The sequence below is a fragment of the Planktothrix prolifica NIVA-CYA 540 genome (assembly GCF_963864145.1).
In the GTDB taxonomy this organism is placed as follows: Bacteria; Cyanobacteriota; Cyanobacteriia; order Cyanobacteriales; family Microcoleaceae; genus Planktothrix; species Planktothrix agardhii.
The window spans coordinates 4,172,845-4,195,445 of record NZ_CAWLTW010000001.1 but is presented as its reverse complement, the minus strand read 5'-3'; the positions used below and the strand labels follow the sequence as shown (position 1 = coordinate 4,195,445).

The following is a 22,601-nucleotide window of genomic DNA, read 5'->3' as shown; positions in this document are numbered from 1 at the left end:
TATATTTTCCTTTATTGCCCTTTTTCTATTAACTTACCCAAAGATGTTGGGCAAAGCGAATTGAAAAACTAATCAGTAAGAGGGCAAAAAATCCCAAGGTTAGATAACCCCAACGACGATGATGGGATAACATCACCCCTAAAGCTAAACTAATAGAAATAATACCATAGGTTAAACGACTTAGAGAAATTGTACCCCCAGAGGCTAATAATAAACCCAGGGCAAAAAAGCCATAATTAACCGCTACCAAACTAAGTTCATGGCGTAAATACCAGAGTAAATAACCTCCTCCCAAAATAATAGCTGTATTCAGGAAAGGATCTCCAGCAATTAGCCATAAAATGATGATTAATAAAAATAAACTATAATCAAATTTTGCCTTTCCTAATTGATACCGATAACGCCAAATACAATATCCTATTATAGCAATTATTATCACTAAAAGTGGATGCCAAGGGTCAACAATTGTGCCTTGTTTCCAATTTTGAGAACCGATCAAAATTTGCATAATCATTTTTAACCATCCCTGACTATCAAATCCAGTTTGGCGTTGCCATTGGGTATGTTGGACGGTAATAAAAGCAATGGGATTATTAAATTTTATCCAACAATATAGGCTATAAAATAACAACCCACCGCCACTTAATAAGCCGGATAAATAGGCGATCGCAGGCTTTCGTTTTTGCCAGGATGTAATTAAAAAAGCCGGAATTAAAGCCAGTCCAGTAATGCGGGTTGCCGTGGCTAAACTGCCCCATAAAATCACTTGAGGATATTTTTTTAAATCAAATGCTCGGAGGGCGGCGGTACTCAGAAATAAAAACAAACCTTCAGTATAAATAACACTCCCAAAAATAGATAACGGACACCAAGCTAAAACAGCCGTTGTCCAACGAGCAGCTTGAGGATTATTAGTAGTTTCAACCCATTTATACAGTAAAATTAAAGCTCCAAAAAAAGCTAAATTATTAATTAAAGTTCCCGCTACTTCAAAGGGTAAACCTAAATTCATTAACCCGCGAATTAACAAAGGAAATAGGGGGAAAAATGCCACATTTCCACCGGGTTCATTTTGATTAATTACCTCATATCCAGAGGTGGCAATACCCTGATATAATGGACTATCCCAAGCCGAAAATATTTGCCAACCCCAGGCAATTTTTACTATTTCTGTTTCTGAGGAAACTTGATGTAATTGGGCAGTTATAAAAAAAGCCAATAAAATCAAACTGCGACTAAGTACCCCCATTTTGATGGCAAAAATCACGCCTTGGGATTGAAAAAATTGGCTAATTTGGATTAAAAAATATTTTAATCTTACTAAAATTTGAGTTAAACTATTAATTAAATTCATCGGTTAAGTTTTCTGCCCATGCACGGGCGAATAATTATTGTTTTTAGTTTATAATTAAAGTAATTGTATCAAGAATGAAGCAATTATAAATCGGTTGTAATCATTAAAATCTGTTGTCCCCATTACCTATCACGGATTTAAGCAGATTACGCAGATTAACACAAATTAAAATCCGTGAAATCCGTGAAATCCTCTTAAATCCGTGATCCCTATTTCCTATTATGCCAAAATAGGGTAAACTACTGTAGATTTTCAGGTTTCGATTTTTCCTATGAGCAATTCTGTTTTTTCACCCTTACAAAATCGTTTACTCACTTGTTTGCTTATTTTAGTAGTGGGTTGGTTAAGTTTTCAATTATTAGGTTATGTTGGAGAGTTAATTAGTTTATTAGTAACCTCTGGATTAATTGCTTTTTTACTTAACTATGCAGTGGCAAAATTAGAGCGCTTTATTCCTAGGGGAATAGCGGCAGCTTTAGTCTATTTAGTTGCTATTTTAACCTTTGTAATTATTGGGTTAACCATTGTCCCTCCGGTCTTTAATCAAGGACGACAATTGATCACACGCTTACCAGAATTAATTGAATCAGGACGACAACAGTTAGCTGAATTTCAAGTCTGGAGTGTTGACCGTAATTTACCCTTTGATGTGGGGATTTTACAACAACAACTTTTATCTAAAATTCAGGGAACCATTGAACCCATTTTTGCCGGAAGTTTGGGGATAGTTTTAGGAACCTTTAATTGGTTTTTTGACTTAATTTTTATCTTGGTAATTGCCTTTTATATGTTATTAGATGGGGAGCGGTTATGGAAAATTTTAATCACTATTCTATCCCCACAAATTCGAGAAGTGATCACGATTTCCTTAAAACGAAATTTGAAAAAATTTGTCCTGGGACAAACCTTGCAAGGAATATTTATGACATCCATTTTAACCGTTGCCTTTTTTATGCTTAAAGTTCCCTATTTCCTATTATTTGCAGTTGTGATTGGATTACTGGAAATTATTCCCTTTGTGGGGGCAACATTAGGCATTGGAAGTGTCACTTTTATTGTAGCTTTTATTGATTGGTGGATGGCTTTACAGGTGTTAGCAGTTGCCGTTTCCGTTCAACAAGTGAAGGATAATATTGTTGCTCCTCGAATTATGGGGGATTTAACTGGATTAAGCCCCGTTGTTATTTTCAGCGCTTTATTATTAGGAGGAAAAATTGGGGGATTATTAGGATTTATTCTAGCAATTCCCATGGCAGGAGTGATTAAAAGTATTATCGAGGTGGTTTTTGATCCGACTTTACCCCCTCAAACGGGTTCATTTTTTTATAATCCCTTAAATCCACAGGAATAGGTAATTGGTAATGGGTAATGGGGGAAAATGTTTTCAAAAATAGAGATGAATTTTATTGTTTTGAGAGTGAAAAAAGCTGAACTATGAAATGGTGGCAACGACTAAAAACGAATCCTTTAGCTCAATTTGGGGCTGGAATTTTACTGTTATTTTATTTAGTGGTAATTGCGGCAAATTTTGTTGCACCCTATAGTCCTTATGAATCCCAACTTAACGCTTCTTTATTACCCCCGACCCAAATTTATTGGTATGATCAAAAAGGGCAATGGATAGGCCCCCATGTTTATCCCACTACTCAAGGCCCGGTTGATATTGAAACCGGAAAACGTGAAATTAATCTTGATAAAAGTCAGCCTAGTCCAGTGCGATTTTTTGTGCCGGGAGAACCCTATAAAATTCTAGGAATAATTCCTTTTGATCGTCATTTATTCGGGACTGTAGGGGCTGGAAAAATTAACTTACTCGGCACAGATGAACAGGCTAGGGATCAGTTTAGTCGCCTAGTTCATGGGGGGCGAATTAGTCTAAGTATTGGATTAGTAGGAATTATGATTTCTTTCCCGTTGGGAATGATTTTTGGGGGAATTTCTGGCTATTTTGGCGGATGGTTAGATAGCTTAATTATGCGAATTGTTGAAGTTTTAATGACGATTCCAGGGTTATATTTATTGGTGGCATTAGCAGCCGTTTTACCTCCACAAATTAGCAGTACCCAGCGTTTTTTGTTAATTGTGGTGATTATTTCTTTTATTAGTTGGGCTGGTTTAGCGCGGGTGATTCGAGGGCAGGTTTTATCAATTAAGGAACAACAATTTGTGCAAGCATCAAGGGCAATTGGTGCAAGTCCGTTGTATATTATTACCCGTCATGTTCTGCCCCAAACGGCTACTTATTTGATTATTTCTGCTACCTTAGCCATTCCTAGTTTTATTATTTCAGAATCGGTTTTAAGTTTAATTGGACTAGGGATTCAACCCCCCGATCCCTCCTGGGGAAATTTACTTTCTTCTGCTACCAATGCCTCAATTTTAGTCCTACAACCTTGGTTGATTTGGCCGCCCGCTATTTTAATTATTTTGACAGTTTTAGCCTTTAATTTATTAGGAGATGGGTTAAGAGATGCCCTTGATCCGCGCAGTATTCAACGATAAAATTCTAGGCTAATTCCATCACCACATCAATACTATGTCCTAATACTTCATAAACTTTCCGTTGTTTAAATAGCTCTAAACAATCGGCATTAATGGTATTTTTAGAGGCTTCTTGTTGTAGAATTTTCAATGCGGTAACGGTGGGTAATCCGCTTTTGTAAGGGCGATCGCCAGCCGTTAAAGCATCATAAATATCGGCGATCGTAATGATTTGAGCTTGAATCGGAATATCGGCGCTTGTTAACCCCAAGGGATACCCAGTTCCATTCAGTTTTTCATGATGGCGATAGGCAATCATGGGCACATTTTTTAAATCATTTGTCCAGGGAATTTGTTTTAAAAATGCGTAGGTATAACTAACATGGGATTCAATCCTTTCCCGTTCTTCTGGGGTTAAAGTCCCTTGATGGATCAACAGTTGATCAATTTCTTCTGGAGTTAATAAAGGTTTCATTTCTCCATCTAAATCGCGGTAGGTTATTTGGGCAACTTCTCGCAGTTGATTTAAGGGAATTTCTGCTAAAACTTTAGGTTCATTAGCTTCTAATAAAATCGTCCAATATTTACTTAATTTAGTGACAGATTGCGATAATTTTTGATCCGATTCTTGCAAAGATTGACAGAATATACATTCTTCTTCCTGGGGTAGCTTTTGGGCAGAATGTTGCAACAAATGTTCATATTTTCTCTGAATTGATTCTGCTTCTAAGGTGCGTTGAGCTAAGGCAAATCGATGACGGATGACTTCTAATTGAGTAGGATAGAGTTTTTTGGGTTTGGTTAAAATGGCTTCGGGAACCCCGACTTTTCCAAAATCATGTAATAGGGCTGCATAGCGTAATTCTTGCAATTGACGCTCACTAAATGTAATTTCAGAGAGGGAACCAAAGTTAGTTTGACTCACTTCTTGACTTAAACGCACAGCTAATTCTGCGACTCTTTCTGAGTGACCACAAGTGCAGGGATCTCTGGCTTCAATCACTTCTACCGATGCTTTAACAAATCCCTCAAACAAATTTTCAATACTTTCTTGTAAATGATTTCTTTCAATCGAAATAGCAGCCTGGGAAGCCAGCGATCGCAAAATTCGCTCCTCCCATTTAGAATAGGATTTTGTTGCTTCTATGGCATTTTCTGGCGTAATCTTGATATCAGGGTTAACCTTACGATTAATTAATTGTAATACCCCGATCACTTCCCCCTTGCGGTTTTGCATTGGAACCACTAAAACTGAACGGGTACGATAACTAATATTTTCATCAAAACTCCGATCTAGTTGATAGGGTTCATGTATGGGTAAATCATAGGCATCGGGAATATTTAAAGAAACCGAATTTAAAGCCACATATCCGGCTAAACTGCGAGGGGTTAAGGGGATAGCAAATTCTTTAAAAGATAAGTTAGGTAAAGACGCATTTTGAGCAATTTTAAACAGTAATTTTGAGTTATTATCACTGTGATCCAAAAGATAAACACTTCCCGCATCACTGGACGTAATTTCACGACTTTTAGCTAAAATTAAATTCAGCAGGGAGCTTAAATCTTCAGTTCCAGATAAGGCAGTACCAATATCGAGAAGTTTCTCAATTAGTTCCGCTTGTTCATCAAATTCAGGCAAGAACTTGGGGTTATTAAAAATCATCTTTCTTCAACACAGCTAAAGCTGCGAATTCAAATGGGGAAATAGCAAAGGCTTATGGGGTATTCTATCATAAAAAAAACGGCAGTATTCTTAAGATTAAAACAGTGCTGAGATTTGTTGCGCTAGGGCAAAATCTTTTTCGGTTAAGCCCCCGGCATCATGACTGGTTAAACTGATGGTCAATTTATTATAGGAAATTTCTAAATCGGGGTGATGTCCAGCCGTTTCCGCAGGTTCAACAAGTTTGTTAACAAATGCAATCGCTTCAATAAAATCTTTAAAGATTTTGACTATTTTTAAATGCTTTCCTTCCACTTTCCAGTCGGGAACTTGACTAGAAAGTTCTTGAATTTGGCTAGAATTGAGTAGTGCAACCATGGGATTATTAGGGATAAAAATAAATTGATTATAAACAATACTATCCGCCCTCACCCAGCCCTGGTTTTAGCCGTTGCCATTCCAGATCGGGCGAGAGCGGTGTAGCGGGTCTCTTGAATCGGAACCTGACTGCCGGAAGATCACTCTAACAAGTCCGGTTATCTAGGTCAACAAGTGTCCTAACAGAACATAGACTTGGCACTAGAGGACAGCCCCGGCGCACAGCCGGCATTTTCCAATCAAGTGACCCATGGGTTTACTACCTTCAATCATGGGCATCACCTCCTTGATTCCCTAAACGGTTTAATTCGTTCAGTGTTTACGCTTTTTAGGATAACACAATATTTCAGAATTGCACACCCCAATTGGTAAAAAAATCAAATACTTTCCAGAGGTAAAATTAAGATTTTGCAATCTATCGGGAAATAGGGATCACGGATTTAAGAGGATTTCACGGATTTCACGGATTTTAATCTATGTTAATCTGCATAATCCTGCTTGGCTAAATTTAAGTTTTCATAACATTCAAAGGGTTGATGAATCCAGGGATGATCAGCCAGATAATCAATATAATAATCGGGAGCGATCGCCGAACAACTTTTGTACCACAAAACAGCGGTTTTCATTTCTTGAATTTGGGGATAACGGGATTTTAACCAACCGATAGACTCTTGTAAACTAACCCCAGAATCGACTAAATCATCTACTAATAAAACTTGACTTCCTAATGTGTCTGTTGTCATTGTTAGGTGTTCAGCGAGTTTAATTCCTCCTCGAACTTTCCCCCCGACTCCAGAATAGGATGATGTGGATAAAATTGCCAGGGGTTGATCAAAAATTCGAGATAAAATATCCCCCACGCGCAATCCTCCCCTTGCTAAACAGACAATTTGATTAAATTGCCATTGGGAGTCATAAATTTTTTTGGCTAAGGTTTCAATCTTTTGATGATATTCTGTCCAAGAAATATACAGATCGCTCATAATTAGGTAATGGGTAATTCGTAATGGGTAATTCGTAATTCGTAATTCGTAATTCGTAATTCGTAATTCGTAATTACCCATTACTCATTTTCGATAAACAGCGTTCTAAATAAATTTGAGCCACTTGATCTTGGGGATTGCGATCCAGACATTCTTGGAATAACTGTGCCGCCTCTGAGTAACGTTCTAAATAATACTGCATTAATCCATACTCAAAGGTAGTTTTTGTAATTAATTTCCCCGCTTTAATTTCGGGTAAATCTGCATCAAACACCTCATAGACAGTAACAGCATCGGATTTTCCTTTGACTTTTACCCGATCAATAATTCTAAACGCATATTGATTAGCGTCTTCTAAAGCCATAAAAGTCCAATGGGTAATTAATAAAGAAACCCCATAATTTTTAGTTAAATTTTCAATCCGAGAAGCCACATTCACCGAATCACTAATCACCGTACTATCCAGGCGATTTTTACCCCCGACAATTCCCAACATTAATCCCCCGGTATTAATGCCAATGCCAATTTTAATTGGGGGACGATCGGGGCGTTGGCGGGTTTCATTATAGTCATTAAGTCGATTAATCATCTCCACTCCAGCTCGTACAGAATCATCGGCAGATCCGCCAAATAATGCCATAATTTCATCCCCAATATATTTATCAATAAACCCATAATTATCAACAATTGCAGGCTCCATACGACTTAAAAAAGCATTAATAAATTTAAAATTATCTTCGGGTGTCATATCTTCAGACAGGCTAGTAAAATCCCGAATATCAGCAAATAAAATCGACATTTCTTTTTGAACTGCCGCCCCTAACTGCACTTCTACAATACTTTCATAACCCAAAAAAGAAAGAAATTCATGGGGAACAAATCGCGCCGCTGCGTCGGTTAATTCAAATTCAGAATCTAGGGCTTCATCTAAATGAAGATTCAATTCTGAGAGTTTTTGCATAAATTGAATTCGATCTTCTTCGGCTTTTTTTCGCTCGGTAATATCAACCACAAAACCTTCATAATAAAGTAATTGATTCTGCTCATTAAATACAGCCCGGGCATTTTCAGAAATCCAAATAATACTGCCATCTTTACGATAGGCTTTAAATTCAAATCCTGAAACTTCTCCCTGCTGATCAATTAATTGTTTAAAATCCTTTCGCCTTTGGGAATCAACATAAAGTTCTTCTTGAACATTAGTAATCATCGACATTAAATCCCAGGGAGAATCATAACCTAAAATTCTGGCTAGGGCGGGATTTGCACTAATATAACGTCCGGTGGGTGTAGTTTGAAATAAGCCTTCACTAGCATTTTCAAAAATACTGCGATATTTTTCTTCCGCCTGTCTTAATGCTTGTTCAGTTTGCTGACGTTTAGTAATATCTTGAAAGGCGAGAATTGCATAGGCTAAATCCCCCTGTTCGTCATAGGTTGGTGTCACCCAATTTTCAATCAAAATGGTTTTATCCCCTTGATTGACTTCTAAAATAAAGGTGGTGTCTTGGGTCGAATTAGAGAAATTATCATCGGAAATTGGGGCATAGGATAGATGGTTTTGAAACCCGTTAAGATAGGCTTGATAAATATTAGATAAGGCATCACAGACCACTCCAGGAATCACTTTAGTTTTGAGTAATTCCTGAGCTTTTTGATTGGTATAATAGGGCTTTCCTGTGGGATCTAAAACAGCAACACCCACGGGAATTCCTTCTAAAAATTGTGTCATCTGTCGTTCATTATTTCTAACCTGGGAATACAGTTTAGCATTATCAATGGAAATTGCAGCTTGAGAAAATAGGATTTTCAGAACTTCTAATCTTTCTGGGGTAAACACTGCGGTTGTTAAGTTATTTTCAAGATACAGAATTCCAATCAATTTTCCTCTATTTTTAATCGGAGTCATTAAAATAGATCGGGATTGATGATGTTCCAAATAGGGATCATGACGATATCGGGGTTCTTGACGAGCATCGGATAAAATCACAAATTCTTGGGTTTGAATCACCGTATTCAGAATTAAAAGCGGTAGGTTTTCACTCTCCTCTATGGGTAGGGATTTTAATAAGGAATGAATTTCAATGGAGTCCCCATTTAAAGGATTTAAACTAGCGATCGCTTCAATCACTAAGTTGCCCGATTTAAACAAAAGAATACAACATTTTTCTGCTCCAGCATTTTGAATCACCACTTGAATTAATCGCCTCAAAAGCTGCTCTAAATCAATTTCTTGAGATAGGGCTTGAGAGGCTTTGGTCACCGTTGCTAAATCAAGAGCCGCCGAACCCCCATTACTACTTGATATAATTGTTTCTTCGGTATTTGTATTGATTGTGACTCCAGTTTTAGGGACAATAATTTGTTCCAAAATAGAATCTAACAGTTGAGGATAACGAGATTCTAAAATCTTAACTTTAGCAAAAGCGCCCCAATGAGCATAACCATAATAGGCATCAATTAGGTATACCCGAGCAATTTTTTCTTTTCCCCAATCTAAATAAAATTGAGCCGCTAATTCATAACCGAGGGCTTCTTCCTGAATAAATTGATGGGTTTGAGCCCAATCAATCGCTTGTTCAAAGGCTTCCATCACTTTAACATAATTCCCTTGAATTCGGTTATATTCGGCTTCTACCAAATAAAAATAATGGGAAAAATTTACCGGGGTCAAGGTAGCATAGATTTTTAGTTTTTCAAGATTTAAGGAAATTGTTTCTAAAATACGAGCCTGTTGCTCCCCAGAATATTCAGAATAGAGGGCTAGATTAATTAAAGATTGATAACAGTAAAAAATCGGTAAGAAAATGAAATAGGTTTGTCTATCTAAATATAATTCGGCTTGTTGACACCACTCCCGCGCCTGTTGAAATTTCCCTAATCTATAGGTTAAAATCATAAAATTTAAAGCCAATTGAAACGGTATTTCTTGGGAAGAATGTCCAATTTCACTCATTTTTTGGATTTGGGTTTCAGCCTCAATTGAAAAATTAAGTAGGGTTTGGGGATCTAATTTCCCATTTAAAATTTGTAACTTTTGCTCATAGTGGGTCATAACCATAAGTTCCGATGGAGATTTAAAATCTCGAAACTGATTTAAGAAATACTCAATTTCTGATTCTAATTCCGATATATCTTTACCAACAATATCCGCTATTTTAATATAGGATTGAGCTAGACAATACCCTTGTTCAATATTCCCAAGTTCTTGAATTTGGTATGAGTATAGTTGTAGAGGTGATAACAGATTTTTTAAGGAATATTTATAGGGTTTAATTAGGGTATAAACTAATTTTTTGACATTAATTTTTAACTCATAATTCCCTAATTTAGCAGATAATTCTAAAGCCAATTCTCCCATTTCATTCCCTAATTCTATATCTCCTTGGGTACAAAGTATAAATCCGAAAGCTGCATAAACTAAACTAGATAAAGCGGTATTTCCCCGTTGACAGGATAAATTTACTAATGTGATTACCCTTATGGGAAATTGTTCAGGTATGGTAACGTAAGCTGAAGGAAAACTGGCGGTTAAAATAGTGAATAAACTCACTAAATTAGGATCGGATAATTCGGGCAAATCTAATAATTCTAAAGGGGATCTTCCCGCTAAATAATTGATAAAATTTTGCTTTAATTCTTGCCAAGATTCTAAAGGGGAATCATCTCCCAAACTCACATCAAGCTGTTGACAAACAGTTAAAGCAAGATTCACCGCATTTTGATCTTGATGTTGACTTCTATACCCTTGAATCAATAACTCATAAATTCTAACTTGATCCGATAGGGTTTTAGCCTGTTCTAATATAATCCTACCCCAATCATTTAGGGATTCAAAATCTTGACTTAAAGCCGCAACTTCTGTGGCTTCTGTATATAATTCTAAGGTTAATTGATAGTCGGTTTCCCAACTGTTGGCGGTTAATAATCCCATCCCGATCGCTAAATGTCCAACGGCCGTTGGATAGGCGGTGGTTATCTTTGCTTTGCGTCCTGCTATTAAGTTAAATAAGGCTAACTGATGACGTTCTTTTAGATTTTTAATTAAACCTACGCCTAAATTGAACTGATTAATAATATTCAATAAAGTTTCTGGCAAAAGTTCAGTTAAAATTGTTTCTATGGGTTGATCAAACCGTTTTTGAATTTGATTTAATAATAACTTTCCTATTTTTAAATGGGTCGCTTGTCGTTGAGAACTGGGAATTAAAAGATAGGCAGCTTGTTGAATTCGATCATGAATAAATTTATATTGATCAACTCCCGATTGTAATAGGGGTAAAGTTTCATCGGGATCAAATTGTGAACCCAAATCTACACCTATTTCTAGGGAATAAAATGGATAAATTTCTTTAACAATAACAATCAATTGAGCCTGAGCAGCAACTTCTAAGGCTTGTAAGATTTCTAAATAGGATATTTCTGTCACCGTTGCTAAATCAAAGGCATTAAATTGATGGCCTAAACAGGCAGCAAATTTTAAAATTTCCTGGGTTGCTTCTGGTAATTGTTGTAATTTATGAATAATTAAATCTAAAATATTAGGGTTAACAAAACGAGTTTTGATTTCCGTTAAATCACATTGCCAACCCCTCAGTAAATCTTGATTACCAAGGGAAGATTGAGGCGGATGAAACCAGATTAGTTCTTCTGTATATAATGACTGGAGAAATTGACTCACAAAAAAAGGATTTCCTTGGGTTTGTTGGTTGACTAATTTCGTTAGGGGTTGAGCTAATTCTAAGGAACAAACTAATGTTTCTGCTATGATTTGATTAATGGCAGATGCTTCTAAAGGATTTAAAACAATCTGCTCAATCGGAGTTCCTAAATTTTCTAAGGTTTGTAAGGTTTCTCTTAAAGGATGGGTTTCTCCGATTTCTTGATCCCGATAGGCTAGAATTAAAACTAGGGATTGGGATGAATTTTCAGGACTCATTAATACCTGAATTAATCTTAAAGATTCTATATCCGCCCATTGTAAATCATCCAAAAAAATAATTAAGGGATGGGGCGGTTGAGCAAAGACCTGAATTAACCTGAGAATTAAACGATTAAACTGATTTTGATCAAGATTTGCTTCTAATTCAGGAGTTAAAACTTGCTGATTTAATAAAGATTTTAGTTCGGGAATAACATCAACGAGAATCTGGGTTTTTTCTCCTAATGCTTCCATTAGTTTGGTTTTCCAATCTTCAACTTTTGCGGGAGTTTCTGTTAAGATTTGTTGAATTAACTGTTTAATCCCTTGTACCCATCCCCAAAAGGGGGTATTATTTCTAAATTGATCAAATTTACCGGATATAAAATAAGCTTGATTTTGGATTGTTTTTTGATAAAACTCTTGAACCAGGGACGATTTTCCAATACCCGATTGACCCGTAATAACGATAATTCTGGATTGAATCTCTGGAAAAATTGAACTTAAATGAGCTAGTTCTGATTCCCGTCCATAAAACTTATCAGGAATAATAAAACGATCATTTAAGTCCATGCTGGCTAGAGGAAATAGAGGAATATCCCCGATTGTTTCCCACTGTTCTAAACATAATTCTAAATCATGTAATAATCCTGATGGGGTTTGATACCGTGCTTCTGGATTTTTAGCCATCAATTTTAAAATAATATTATTTAACATCAAAGGTAAAGAAGGTCTGATTTCAATTAAAGGCAAAGGTAAGAGGGCTAAATGGGCATGAATTAACTCTAAAGGTTCGGAAGACTGGAAGGGAAGTTTGCGCGTGAATAATTGATAAAGGGTAACACCCAAAGAATATAAATCTGTTCGATAATCAATACCTCGATGGGTTCTTCCTGTCTGTTCAGGGGACATATATGCTAAGGTTCCTTCTAACCCTTGGGAATTGAAAAATTCCTGATTTTGGCGGTCAAATTGGGTGGAAATACTAAAATCGATCAGTTGAATTTTTAGGGTTTCGGGATGCACTAAAATATTTTGCAACTTCACATCTTTGTGAATAATTCGATGTTGATATAACTGTTCTAAAATTCGGGTAATTTCAATCGCAATTCTCAATAATTCCCCAAAAGTTAATTCTCGAATCACCCAATAATCTGCCAAGGAAACATAACCCTGATCCTCCATAATCAAGGCAAACCCATTACTATAAGGTTCCAAATCCAAAATCGGAACAATTCCCGATATATTTAGGTTTTTAGTAATCCGATATTGATTCCTAAATTCGATCAACGATACGACGGAGGGGTATTCACTGCGTAATAATTTAATCACCACAGGGCACTGGTCGGACAAACGAATTCCACGATAAACGAGTGTTCTCGATCCGTTATAAATAGGGTTAAGAATCTGATAGCCAGGTAAAGTAATCATAACGGGATTCTCGCTTATCGAAACCGGAAAGGGGTGTGGATTAATAAACAGTTACCAGTTCAGTTGTTATTGATTAATAAAGGCAAGTTACGAAGCGGTTGGGGATTAAAGGTTGATGCTTGACTAGCAACGGACATCCCAAACTCTTTTAATCATAGTTGATCAGTGAGGATTGTTCAGGAATTGGCTCAAATATCCCACCATCGGGTAATATTGCCCCAGTTAAAATCGCCTCTGTGCAGTTTACCCCAGTGTCAAACTGTTCCCTGGAGATTAGCGCGGGAAAGGTCAGCCAGAGCTAGATTAGCCCCACTTAAATTAGCGTCTTTTAAGTTAGCACCGATTAATTGTGCTTGACTGAGATCGGCATTGCTCAGGTCTGCTCGTCTCAAATCACAAAAATTTAATCGGGTTTGTTGTAAATTGGCACTAACTAACTTGACTCGCTGTAAGTTAGCACCTGTCATTTCCGCTTGGCTTAAATTCGCTACTACTAATTTAGCCTGTTTTAAGTTGGCTTGGGTAAGATTGGCATTTTGGAGATTAGCTCCAATTAAATTAGCATAACTTAAATTGACTCCGGTTAAATCCAGACCAGATAGGTCGATACCTTGAAAATTGCGATCGCCGTTTTCATATCTTCGCATCAGTTCCCCCCTGGTACTAATACTAATATCCCGTTGAGGTGAAAATAACCGGGGAAATGTGAAGGTATTACCACTTTTGATCACCTGTGAAACTTCTTCATAAAACGGATAGGAACCTAAACCACTTAATCGTAACCAACCTCGAGAACGAGTCATGGCGACAAATAATTGATTGCGGAAATTAAGATTATTTTCTGCGATCGCAACTTGCTCTAAACCAACAATATAAACCATATCTGCTCCCTGTCCCTTAGCTCGATGAATCCGAGAAATTGTCACCCCACCTTCACACCAAAATTGATTCCCATGGGCATTATTATAACTAGGTTTTAGTATATTACAATCAGAGGTTCCAGGGATAAAAATATCAATGCCTTGCTGAATTAAAAAGTTGGCAATATAGGTTTGTAGTTGTATAGCTTCCCAACCGATTCCTAAAACAATAATTAAAATTTCTCGACTGGGGCGCAACCCGTCAATTTTTAGATTATAAACCAGGCGATCGCTTAAATCAATTAATTCATCTGAACGAGAATGATAGGCCTCAAATTCAATTAAAGGTTTTTTCCATAACTGAGCCATGGGATTCAGGGAATTTTCTTCAGAACGTTTTAAAGTAATGGTTTCTTCTGTTGTCAAATAAGCATTAACAAGAGATTTTTCCTTTAGTTTTGGATTAGATAAAATTACTTCATAACCCAGCATTTCCCAATCTTCTGTCCAAACAGTTCCGGTTAATAATCCTTGGGAACGTAATAATCCCAAACCCAGGCCATGAGCCGCCGTTAAAATTTCCCCTGGAACTCGATAACATCGAGACATAATTTCTGTTTTTTGAATCCCATTGCTATATTCCCCGGTTACTAACTGTCCCAACTTATCCCCAAATAATTCACTCGCCGTCGGAATCTTTAAACTATCTAAACTTTGGATTTCATCATAGGCCCAAATTAATCTTTTTTGTGGAATTTCCCCACTATTCCCATCGGCAACTGTCACCGGACGTAAAGATTGATAAGCCATCCAATAAAAAGGCTGTTTTCCCTCAAATTTCAGGTCATCCTCCACCATAAAATCTTGACCTTCATCAATTAAAACCGCATCAAAAATAGCTGGAATTGTAGCTGATTTCAATAAATGTAAACAAGCTTCTGCTAAAGATTCATTGGCTTTTAAACGAGTAGTTTGTTGTAAACTTTGGCTCCAAATCCCCGCCGATTGACAAATAGTTCTATAAAAACCCTGTTGATCTTTAGCTCCCCAAGCATGGAGAACTTTTAACTTAGAATTTTGAGAATCATAGCTAATTTGATTACAACTAAATCTTCTTAAATATTGATCCACCTGTTGTAAAATAGGTTCATATAAACTGCGACTAAAAAATACTAATGCAATATCCCACTCTGGATATTTAAGGTGCATTTGCACCGCTTTTTGACATAATAAAACAGTTTTTCCTGAACCCGCAACTCCTCGGATGCGTTGTGGCCCTGGGGGAATCACCTTAGCAATTTGTTCCTGTTGTAAATCCAATTCAGAAATACGTTTTCTAACCGTTTCTAATACCGCACTACGGGTTAAAGAAGGTTCCAAATAATCCTTTGGACTCAAAAAAAATCGACGAGTCGGCGTCCTAAATAACGGCGTCCCACTAATTACCGCCTTTAACACCCGCCATTGTTCCGGGGAAAGTTCCGCACCTTTTGCCAGCAAGGGTGCGGTTTTGATCCGTTCGATTAAACCCAACTTTTCCCCAGTTTTCCCCGATTCTGTGATTAAATCTTCTCTAAATAAAATTGGCGGACAACTCGGTAGCTGGTGAAATCCCCGATACTGCCATTCAGATTCAAGAATCCGGGGTAGGGCGACCAATACACGACCAGGAACGGCTCGACGGAGAATTTCCTCTAAATTGCAATATTCTAATAAAGCATATAATTGATTTTCAGCCTGTTGATAAGGGTTGGCTTGGGTAGTATAAGATTCTTGTAGTTCCCAGCAATGACCTCTAATCCCTAGAATTTGCTCAATTGTTATTGATTTCACCTCAATAATAATTAATCCCCATTCTGCATCTACGATTAAAATATCAGGTTCCTTGCGAAACCGTCCCAGTTTCGAGAAAATCGGATAGCGCCAATAGGCAATACAATCTCGTTGGACAAAGCTTTGAGAAATGCCAGTCCAAACTTGAGATTCTGCCCGTTCTCCTGCTAAAAATAGAGGTTCAGTGGCAATGAATTTGCGTTCTTGGGATTTGCTATCTCCGATCATTTTTATCCGGTTTCTTACGGCTACAGGTTAAACTAACAAAACGATTGATTCCCATAATATCCACCCTAGCCGATCACAAATTTATTGAGTCTTATGGCTCCTTTTTATCGCCTGACCCTATTTCTATTGGTCTATATTGCCTCCTGGGGTGGAACTTCCTACTTCAGTAGTAGGACTATGGCCGCGGTTGCCAACAAAACCGAACCCCTGACACACACAAGTGATCGCTCCTCCACCAACCCGTTAGGGAGTTCCGATTTATCCTGGCAACTCGCCCAAACTAACCCAGAAAAACCCCCTACCCCAGACGCTAAAACACCCCCACCTCCAAAAAAATCAGGTTTCCGTCTCCCCTCAAAAACATTAATTCTTGGAGTAGGGGCTTTAATTATCACGGTCGGAGCCATTTTAATCTTAATTCGGCTAATCAGTCCCTCCGATCCCGAAGAAGGTAAAGTTATTGATATTCAGGCGCAAACCCTGCCTAAATCTCACCCTGAACCCTCTCCATCGGTCAAGGAACAGCCCCAAACCGCCCCCACCGTGATCCAGCCGGGACAACCTTCTGTGTTCTCAGAAGTGAATAGTCATCCAGAGGCGACATTACAAATTTCTAAAACCGATACACCACGGTCAGAATACCCGGCGAGTTCCTCATTAATAGAGGCACCGTATCCGGCTAAACTCGATCCCCAGGAACAATGGATTAATGATTTAAAACAGACTAACCCCAATATTAGGAATAATGCTATTTGGGAACTGGCTCAAGCCGGAGATTCACGGGCAATTCAAGCCTTATTAGAGTTATTAATTAATTCCGACTCAAATCAGCGCAGTTTAGTTTTAGCTGCTCTTTCAGAAATTGGAACTCGCACCTTAAAACCCTTAAACCGAGCGTTAAGTTTGTCCCTTCAAGATGAAAATGCGGAAGTCAGAAAAAATGCAATTCGAGATTTAACCCGAATTTATGATTTAGTCACCCAAATGAGTCAAATTTTACAACGAGCTATTGATGATCCTGATCCTGAAGTTCAAGAAATGGCAAAATGGGCAACGGATCGATTAAGTCGTTTGCGTTCTACTAATAGTCGTGATGAACCTTTAGGGTAATTACGAATTACGAATTACGAATTACGAATTACGAATTACGAATTACGAATTACGAATTACGAATTACGAAATTGCCTGTTGCCTGTTCCCTGTTCCCTAACGCTATAGCTTTAATTCTTCTGTAAAATCAATACCCGCACCGCGAGTATATTGACCATCGAAAACACCATCCCTATTAGAGTCAAATAAGATAACCCCAGTTTGAAAATAACATTGCAATGTGACCGTTTCTTTCCCGTCCTCAGAAACTAGAATATTAATATCACCTCCATGGGTTGCACATTTAAAACTCATGCGTTCAACTTGTTGACTATTTTGTTTTAAAATAGCCTGAATTTTTGAGTCATCACTGGCTATTTTTACGCCAAATTCTTGTTCATAACCAGGAAAAGGAAGAACTCCGAGTGCTATTCCCAGCCGTTCTCCTCTCTCTATTTTAGCTTCCCAACAAGTGAAATAAACAACTTTACTTTGATCTTCATTGGAATGAACTAATAATCCTAATCTTTGAGGTGGTGAACATTGCTTTTGATAATCTTGGGTGGTTTCAGGAAAATTAGACTGTAGTTTTTTCCAGAGGGTTTTACAGGATTCTGTTCCACAGTTTCCGACAATTTTGTTAGTAGGTTCAGCCGAGGAAAGCGGACTTAAAACCAAACTAATTCCAGTAAAACAAATAGATAAACCCAATAATTTTAATAGTTTCATATTAATTTTAGTTCTTTCATTTGGGATAATAACCAACTTGCCATGGTGGCGCGTCGAGTATCTCTGGGGTTAAATTCTCCGATTTTATAACCCTTAAAACCCAATTCTTCCTTGAGCAATTGTTTATTCTCTGCGGGAATAGAACGAGTTAATTTTACCGTTGCGGGACGACTTTCGATAAAATCAGGAGGTGCGGGATATTCGGTTTTCCAATGGGGATCGGCATTTGTCCCATCCCATTGATCGGTTTCAGGATCATACCGATATCCCAAATAATACCAAACCAATTGATTAACAGTAGCATCATCAATATCTTGATTCATAATCGCCCAAATTGTATCGGTATTTAATGGGGGAAGTTCCAGGGAAGGGGTCATAGTCAAAAATTGAATCTTTTAGCTATTCTCTATTTAACCATAATTTTGCTTTTGGGGCGATCGCTTTTCCTAATTTAACTCAATTTTAACCAACTAAAAATCATCTCTGCCGTTAATTCTAATTCAATTCCTGCTAAAATAGGCAATTTTTTTTCACCTTGATATAATTCAATTCTTTGCCCTGGAAATAGGGCTAAAATACTTTCTGCTTCTGGATCAATTAACCAACCTAATTCCGTACCCTGGCTTAAACAATGGAGTAATTTACCTAAAATTTTAGTTTGGCTTTGTTCAGGAGAAAGGATTTCAATTGACCAGTCAGGATAAATTTCAAATCGATTAACAATTCTTCCCGATGGCAATAAAGGAATTCTTTCCCATCTAAATACGGTAACATCTGGAACAATAGATACTCCCCCAAAAGTACAGCGTAACTCTGGAAAAGCATAGGCTATTTTTGAGGTTTCAGCTATCTGGTTAATAACGGCACAAAGTTTACCCTGTAATCTACTATGTTCACCTTGAGGCATGGGTTTTTGAATGATTTTTCCTTGGAAAAATTCCGATGCTGGTTTAGTTTCGGGAAATTTCAGGAACTCCTCTAAAGTCAGTTGAGGCTGAATAACTGGAGTCATTGTATCCATTTTATATCTGATCATTATTAGAAACTAGACTTCTCGAGGCTATCTTGAGAAACCTAGTTTCTGGGAATTGTTGATGGATTAAAAAACTCACACCGACGTTTTAATAAGCTAAGGTTTCCAGGGTTTCGCGTAGGTACAAACTCACTAATTGATCTAAATTATTGGTGGGTTCAATTAGGTTTAAATCCCGTTCTAATTCCCAGCGTTGAAAACCGGAACTAGATGCGATCGCCACTTTCAAACTTTTCCAGATTTGAGAATCTTCACCCCACTGATTTGAAGCTGAAGCGGCGTTATTCTCAAGGGTTGAATTTGCCATAGTTCTGTACCTCTTTAACAATAGTATCGACTTGATTGATAGAAAAATTCTGTCATCCGTGATACAGATTATCATTTAAACTGAGACAACTCAGTTGGATGAGGAATCAGAATGCACCGAAGACAGGAATTAATGTAACACTATTTAATATTACACAATTTTTGTCAGTTTTGGTCAAGAAATGCTGATATTGAAATTATATAGTAGTTTTTGTGGCTATCTTTACAAAAGTCAAGCCTAATTTAACCACAAAGACACGAAGACACAAAGAAGTTGTCAACACTAAAATTAATTGCTATAGCATTTTTTCTAAAAACTGTTTTGCCCGTTCAGATTCGGGATTTTTAAAAAACTGTTCTGGGGGAGAATCTTCGGCTAGTAAGCCACTATCTAGGAATAAAATCCGGTTAGAAACTTCCCTGGCAAATCCCATTTCATGGGTGACAATTGCCATCGTAATTCCGGTTTTTGCTAAGGCTTTCATCACCTCTAAAACTTCTTTAACCATTTCAGGATCAAGGGCGGAGGTGGGTTCATCCATTAATAAAATATCGGGCTGCATGGCCATGGTTCGAGCGATCGCTACCCGTTGTTTTTGTCCTCCTGAAAGTCGGGAAGGATAGACGTCTGCTTTGTCTGCCAAGCCGACTTTTTGTAATAACTCCATCCCTAAATCTTTGGCGGCAGATTCGGAGATTTTCTTGACTTTTATCGGAGCGTAAATCACATTTTTTAAGACACTTAAATGGGGAAATAAATTAAAGTGTTGAAAGACCATGCCTACGGACTGACGAATTTTATAAATTTCGGCTTTCGGGTCAGTAATTTCCATCCCATCAATGAAAATATGCCCAGATGTCGGGGTTTCCAGAAGATTAAGACAGCGTAAAAAGGTGGATTTCCCACATCCTGAAGGGCCAATAATAGATACAACTTGCCCTTTTTGAATCTCGGTTGAAATCCCTTTTAAGACTTTTAAATCGCCAAAGGATTTATATAAACGGTCAACTTTGACCGCCGGATCAACTGTTACTTTTGAGTTTGCGTTCAAGTCCATTTGCCCCCCAAGTTAAGGTAATAATCATGATATAATAAATAATCGCCACAAAAATCAAGGGTTCAAAGTAAATATACTTTTCCGCCCCGACAATTTGCGCCCGCCGTAACATATCTTCTACCCCAATAACGGATACTAAGGTTGAATCTTTTAACAGGTTAATACTTTCATTCACTAAGGCGGGAAGGATGTTTCTTAGGGCTTGGGGTAAAATAATATCTACCATCATTAGTTGATATTGAATGCCCAAGGCTTCACAGGCTTCTTTTTGCCCCTTGTCAACGGCTTGAATTCCCGCCCGAATGGTTTCGGAAATATAGGCTCCAGAATTCAAGGAAAAGGCTAATATCCCCGCTTGAAAGGCGGTAATATCATATCCGGTGAGTTGGGGCGTGGCAAAATAAATTAAGGTTAATTGTACCAGTAAGGGTGTGCCTCGAAAAATGGATGTATACCATTGGGAAAAAATATTCAGGGGTTTGATTGTTGAAATCTTAAATAGGGCGAGAATTGTTCCCCAAAGAAATCCAAAGAAAGCCGAAACCAAACTAAATTGTAAGGTAATAAAAATCCCGGCTAAGATATAGGGAATATTGGGAGCAATTTTATTAAAATCGAGTTTTAATCCGCTTCCATGGGGAACTTCTGGGGTTTCTAGGGTAGCTTGACGATCAAACCATTTCTTGGCAAGTTCCTCAATTTTACCACTGGCTTGCATCTGTTGAATCACCTGATTAAAGGGTTCAACTAAGGGTGATCCTTTGGGAAAAGCGATCGCCGATCCTGATGCTTCGGTATTGGGAACTTCGTGATAGACTAACCCTGGATTTGCTGCAATATATCCCCTAACAATAGTATTTTCTAAAACCCCCGCATCCAGTCGTTTTGATTTTAACTCCTGAATAATATCACTGGTTTTATTTAAAGGAATAGCCGTTACCCCCGACCAATTTTTAACGGCTTCCTGCTGAATTGATCCCAGTTGGACACCAACTTTTTTGCCTTTTAATTGTTCGGGTTTAGTATAGGCTTTAGGATCAAGACTAACAATGGTATTTTTAGCTTCAAAATAAATATCAGAAAAAGCTACATTTTTTTTTCGCTCAGGAGTAGGGGTCATTCCCGCCATGACAAAATCTGCTCGTTTAGCGGTTAAAGCTGGAATTAAGCCATTAAAATCTATGCCATTAATTTTTAGATCGTAGCCTAATTGCTGGGTAATATATTCGGCAATATCTACATCAAAACCTACAATTTTATCACCACTGGTTGCCGTATCTTTAAACTGATAGGGCGGATAATCTGGGGAAGTTGCCATGATTAGGGTTTTGGTTGTCCCCGATGGTTTTTCCTGGGCAGAAATGGGAAGATTATGGCTAGTAATAATTCCCCAAATTACGAAGGTAATTAGAAATAAAAATAGTAGATATTTGAAGGGTTTTTTCAAAATCATTGTGGGTTGATGTTTTCGCTTTGATATGGATGCGCTGAAGCGCAACAACGAGTTATACGTTTTTATACTGATTACTGTTTAAACTACATTATTCAAAGAAATTCTGTCAAATTTGATAGTTTTCACAAGGGAATACAAATTATTGTTTAAATGTCAAGTCCACTAAACCGAGAATTAAGATTTTGGTTGACTCGCGCTGCAATCTCGACTTACCATAATCTATTGGATATCTGAACGAATAATCACGGGAGAAAAAACCTGAATGCAGCATCGAGGTGTAACAGTATGGTTTACGGGTTTGAGTGGTGCGGGAAAAACCACCATTAGCCAAGCGGTTGCTCAAATATTCCAAGAGAAGGGATGTAAACTAGAGATTTTAGACGGGGATATTGTTCGGGAAAATCTCACCAAAGGTTTAGGATTTAGTAAACCGGATCGGGATGAAAATATCCGTCGGATTGGATTTGTTGCTAATCTCTTAACCCGAAATGGGGTAATTGTCCTGGTTTCTGCTATCTCTCCCTATCGAGAAATTCGCGAAGAAGTGCGGGGCAAAATTGGGGATTTTGTGGAAGTTTATGTGAATGCGCCCTTAACAGTTTGTGAAGGTCGAGATGTCAAAGGATTGTATAAAAGAGCCAGAGCGGGTGAACTTAAAGGCTTTACAGGTATTGATGATCCCTACGAAGCCCCAACAAATCCAGATGTTGAATGTAATACGGATCACGAAGATTTATCCGAAAGTGTTGCTAAAGTCTTAAAAAAATTAGCGGATTTAGGTTATATCTCCAACGATTAGGA

At 37.7% G+C, this 22,601-nt stretch carries 16 protein-coding genes; 4 read left to right on the top strand and 12 right to left on the bottom strand.

Going from position 1 to position 22,601, the window contains the following annotated elements:
* Positions 1 to 28: 28 nt before the first annotated feature.
* Positions 29 to 1,354: a mannosyltransferase family protein gene (locus AC559H_RS18435; protein ID WP_148292256.1), complete on the bottom strand. Its 1,326-nt coding sequence runs from the start codon at positions 1,352 to 1,354 to the stop codon at positions 29 to 31.
* Between the two features lie 271 nt (positions 1,355 to 1,625).
* On the opposite strand from AC559H_RS18435, the gene AC559H_RS18430 reads away from it, so the two are divergent.
* Both AC559H_RS18430 and AC559H_RS18425 read left to right on the top strand, forming a co-directional pair.
* Positions 1,626 to 2,705 (top strand): AI-2E family transporter, encoded by a 1,080-nt coding sequence (locus AC559H_RS18430; RefSeq protein WP_026795337.1) that lies wholly within the window; start codon positions 1,626 to 1,628, stop codon positions 2,703 to 2,705.
* An 83-nt stretch (positions 2,706 to 2,788) separates the two neighbouring features.
* Complete coding sequence (locus tag AC559H_RS18425) at positions 2,789 to 3,856, top strand: ABC transporter permease (protein ID WP_026795338.1); 1,068 nt, start codon at positions 2,789 to 2,791, stop codon at positions 3,854 to 3,856.
* A 4-nt stretch (positions 3,857 to 3,860) separates the two neighbouring features.
* Here AC559H_RS18425 and AC559H_RS18420 read toward each other — a convergent pair whose 3' ends face one another.
* The 5 genes from AC559H_RS18420 to AC559H_RS18400 form a co-directional block, all read right to left on the bottom strand.
* Entirely contained in the window at positions 3,861 to 5,498 is a 1,638-nt protein-coding gene (locus tag AC559H_RS18420; protein WP_026795339.1) for an HD family phosphohydrolase, read from the bottom strand.
* A gap of 96 nt (positions 5,499 to 5,594) precedes the next feature.
* Positions 5,595 to 5,876 carry a 4a-hydroxytetrahydrobiopterin dehydratase gene (locus AC559H_RS18415; protein WP_026788105.1) on the bottom strand — a complete coding sequence of 94 codons (282 nt, stop codon included), beginning with the start codon at positions 5,874 to 5,876 and terminating at the stop codon, positions 5,595 to 5,597.
* Positions 5,877 to 6,355: 479 nt separating this feature from the next.
* The gene (locus tag AC559H_RS18410; RefSeq protein WP_026788106.1) at positions 6,356 to 6,859 is read right to left on the bottom strand and encodes a phosphoribosyltransferase; all 504 of its coding nucleotides are present in this window, start codon (positions 6,857 to 6,859) and stop codon (positions 6,356 to 6,358) included.
* 73 nt (positions 6,860 to 6,932) lie between these two features.
* Positions 6,933 to 13,211 carry an AAA family ATPase gene (locus tag AC559H_RS18405; protein ID WP_051319451.1) on the bottom strand — a complete coding sequence of 2,093 codons (6,279 nt, stop codon included), beginning with the start codon at positions 13,209 to 13,211 and terminating at the stop codon, positions 6,933 to 6,935.
* 254 nt (positions 13,212 to 13,465) lie between these two features.
* A complete protein-coding gene (locus AC559H_RS18400) occupies positions 13,466 to 16,132 on the bottom strand; it encodes a pentapeptide repeat-containing protein (RefSeq protein ID WP_051319450.1) in 2,667 nt (888 codons plus the stop codon).
* Positions 16,133 to 16,225: 93 nt separating this feature from the next.
* Here AC559H_RS18400 and AC559H_RS18395 point away from each other — a divergent pair, with 93 nt between their 5' ends.
* A complete protein-coding gene (locus AC559H_RS18395; RefSeq protein ID WP_051319449.1) occupies positions 16,226 to 17,242 on the top strand; it encodes a HEAT repeat domain-containing protein in 1,017 nt (338 codons plus the stop codon).
* A gap of 102 nt (positions 17,243 to 17,344) precedes the next feature.
* On the opposite strand, the gene AC559H_RS18390 is transcribed toward AC559H_RS18395, so the two are convergent.
* The 6 genes from AC559H_RS18390 to AC559H_RS18365 form a co-directional block, all read right to left on the bottom strand.
* Complete coding sequence (locus AC559H_RS18390; RefSeq protein ID WP_051319448.1) at positions 17,345 to 17,950, bottom strand: hypothetical protein; 606 nt, start codon at positions 17,948 to 17,950, stop codon at positions 17,345 to 17,347.
* Positions 17,947 to 18,327, bottom strand: coding sequence for a DUF1823 family protein (locus tag AC559H_RS18385; RefSeq protein ID WP_036831172.1), 381 nt, complete (start codon positions 18,325 to 18,327; stop codon positions 17,947 to 17,949). Before AC559H_RS18385 ends, AC559H_RS18390 begins: the two co-directional genes overlap by 4 nt.
* Positions 18,328 to 18,401: 74 nt before the next feature.
* Positions 18,402 to 18,962: a Uma2 family endonuclease gene (locus AC559H_RS18380; RefSeq protein ID WP_026795341.1), complete on the bottom strand. Its 561-nt coding sequence runs from the start codon at positions 18,960 to 18,962 to the stop codon at positions 18,402 to 18,404.
* 109 nt (positions 18,963 to 19,071) lie between these two features.
* Positions 19,072 to 19,290: a hypothetical protein gene (locus AC559H_RS18375; RefSeq protein ID WP_026788109.1), complete on the bottom strand. Its 219-nt coding sequence runs from the start codon at positions 19,288 to 19,290 to the stop codon at positions 19,072 to 19,074.
* Between the two features lie 295 nt (positions 19,291 to 19,585).
* The gene (locus tag AC559H_RS18370; protein WP_026795342.1) at positions 19,586 to 20,347 is read right to left on the bottom strand and encodes an amino acid ABC transporter ATP-binding protein; all 762 of its coding nucleotides are present in this window, start codon (positions 20,345 to 20,347) and stop codon (positions 19,586 to 19,588) included.
* Positions 20,313 to 21,794, bottom strand: coding sequence for an ABC transporter substrate-binding protein/permease (locus AC559H_RS18365; protein WP_237746371.1), 1,482 nt, complete (start codon positions 21,792 to 21,794; stop codon positions 20,313 to 20,315). The genes AC559H_RS18370 and AC559H_RS18365 overlap by 35 nt, the downstream gene beginning before the upstream one ends.
* Positions 21,795 to 22,062: 268 nt before the next feature.
* Here AC559H_RS18365 and cysC point away from each other — a divergent pair, with 268 nt between their 5' ends.
* Positions 22,063 to 22,599 carry an adenylyl-sulfate kinase gene (cysC, locus tag AC559H_RS18360; protein WP_026795344.1) on the top strand — a complete coding sequence of 179 codons (537 nt, stop codon included), beginning with the start codon at positions 22,063 to 22,065 and terminating at the stop codon, positions 22,597 to 22,599.
* Positions 22,600 to 22,601 lie beyond the last annotated feature (2 nt).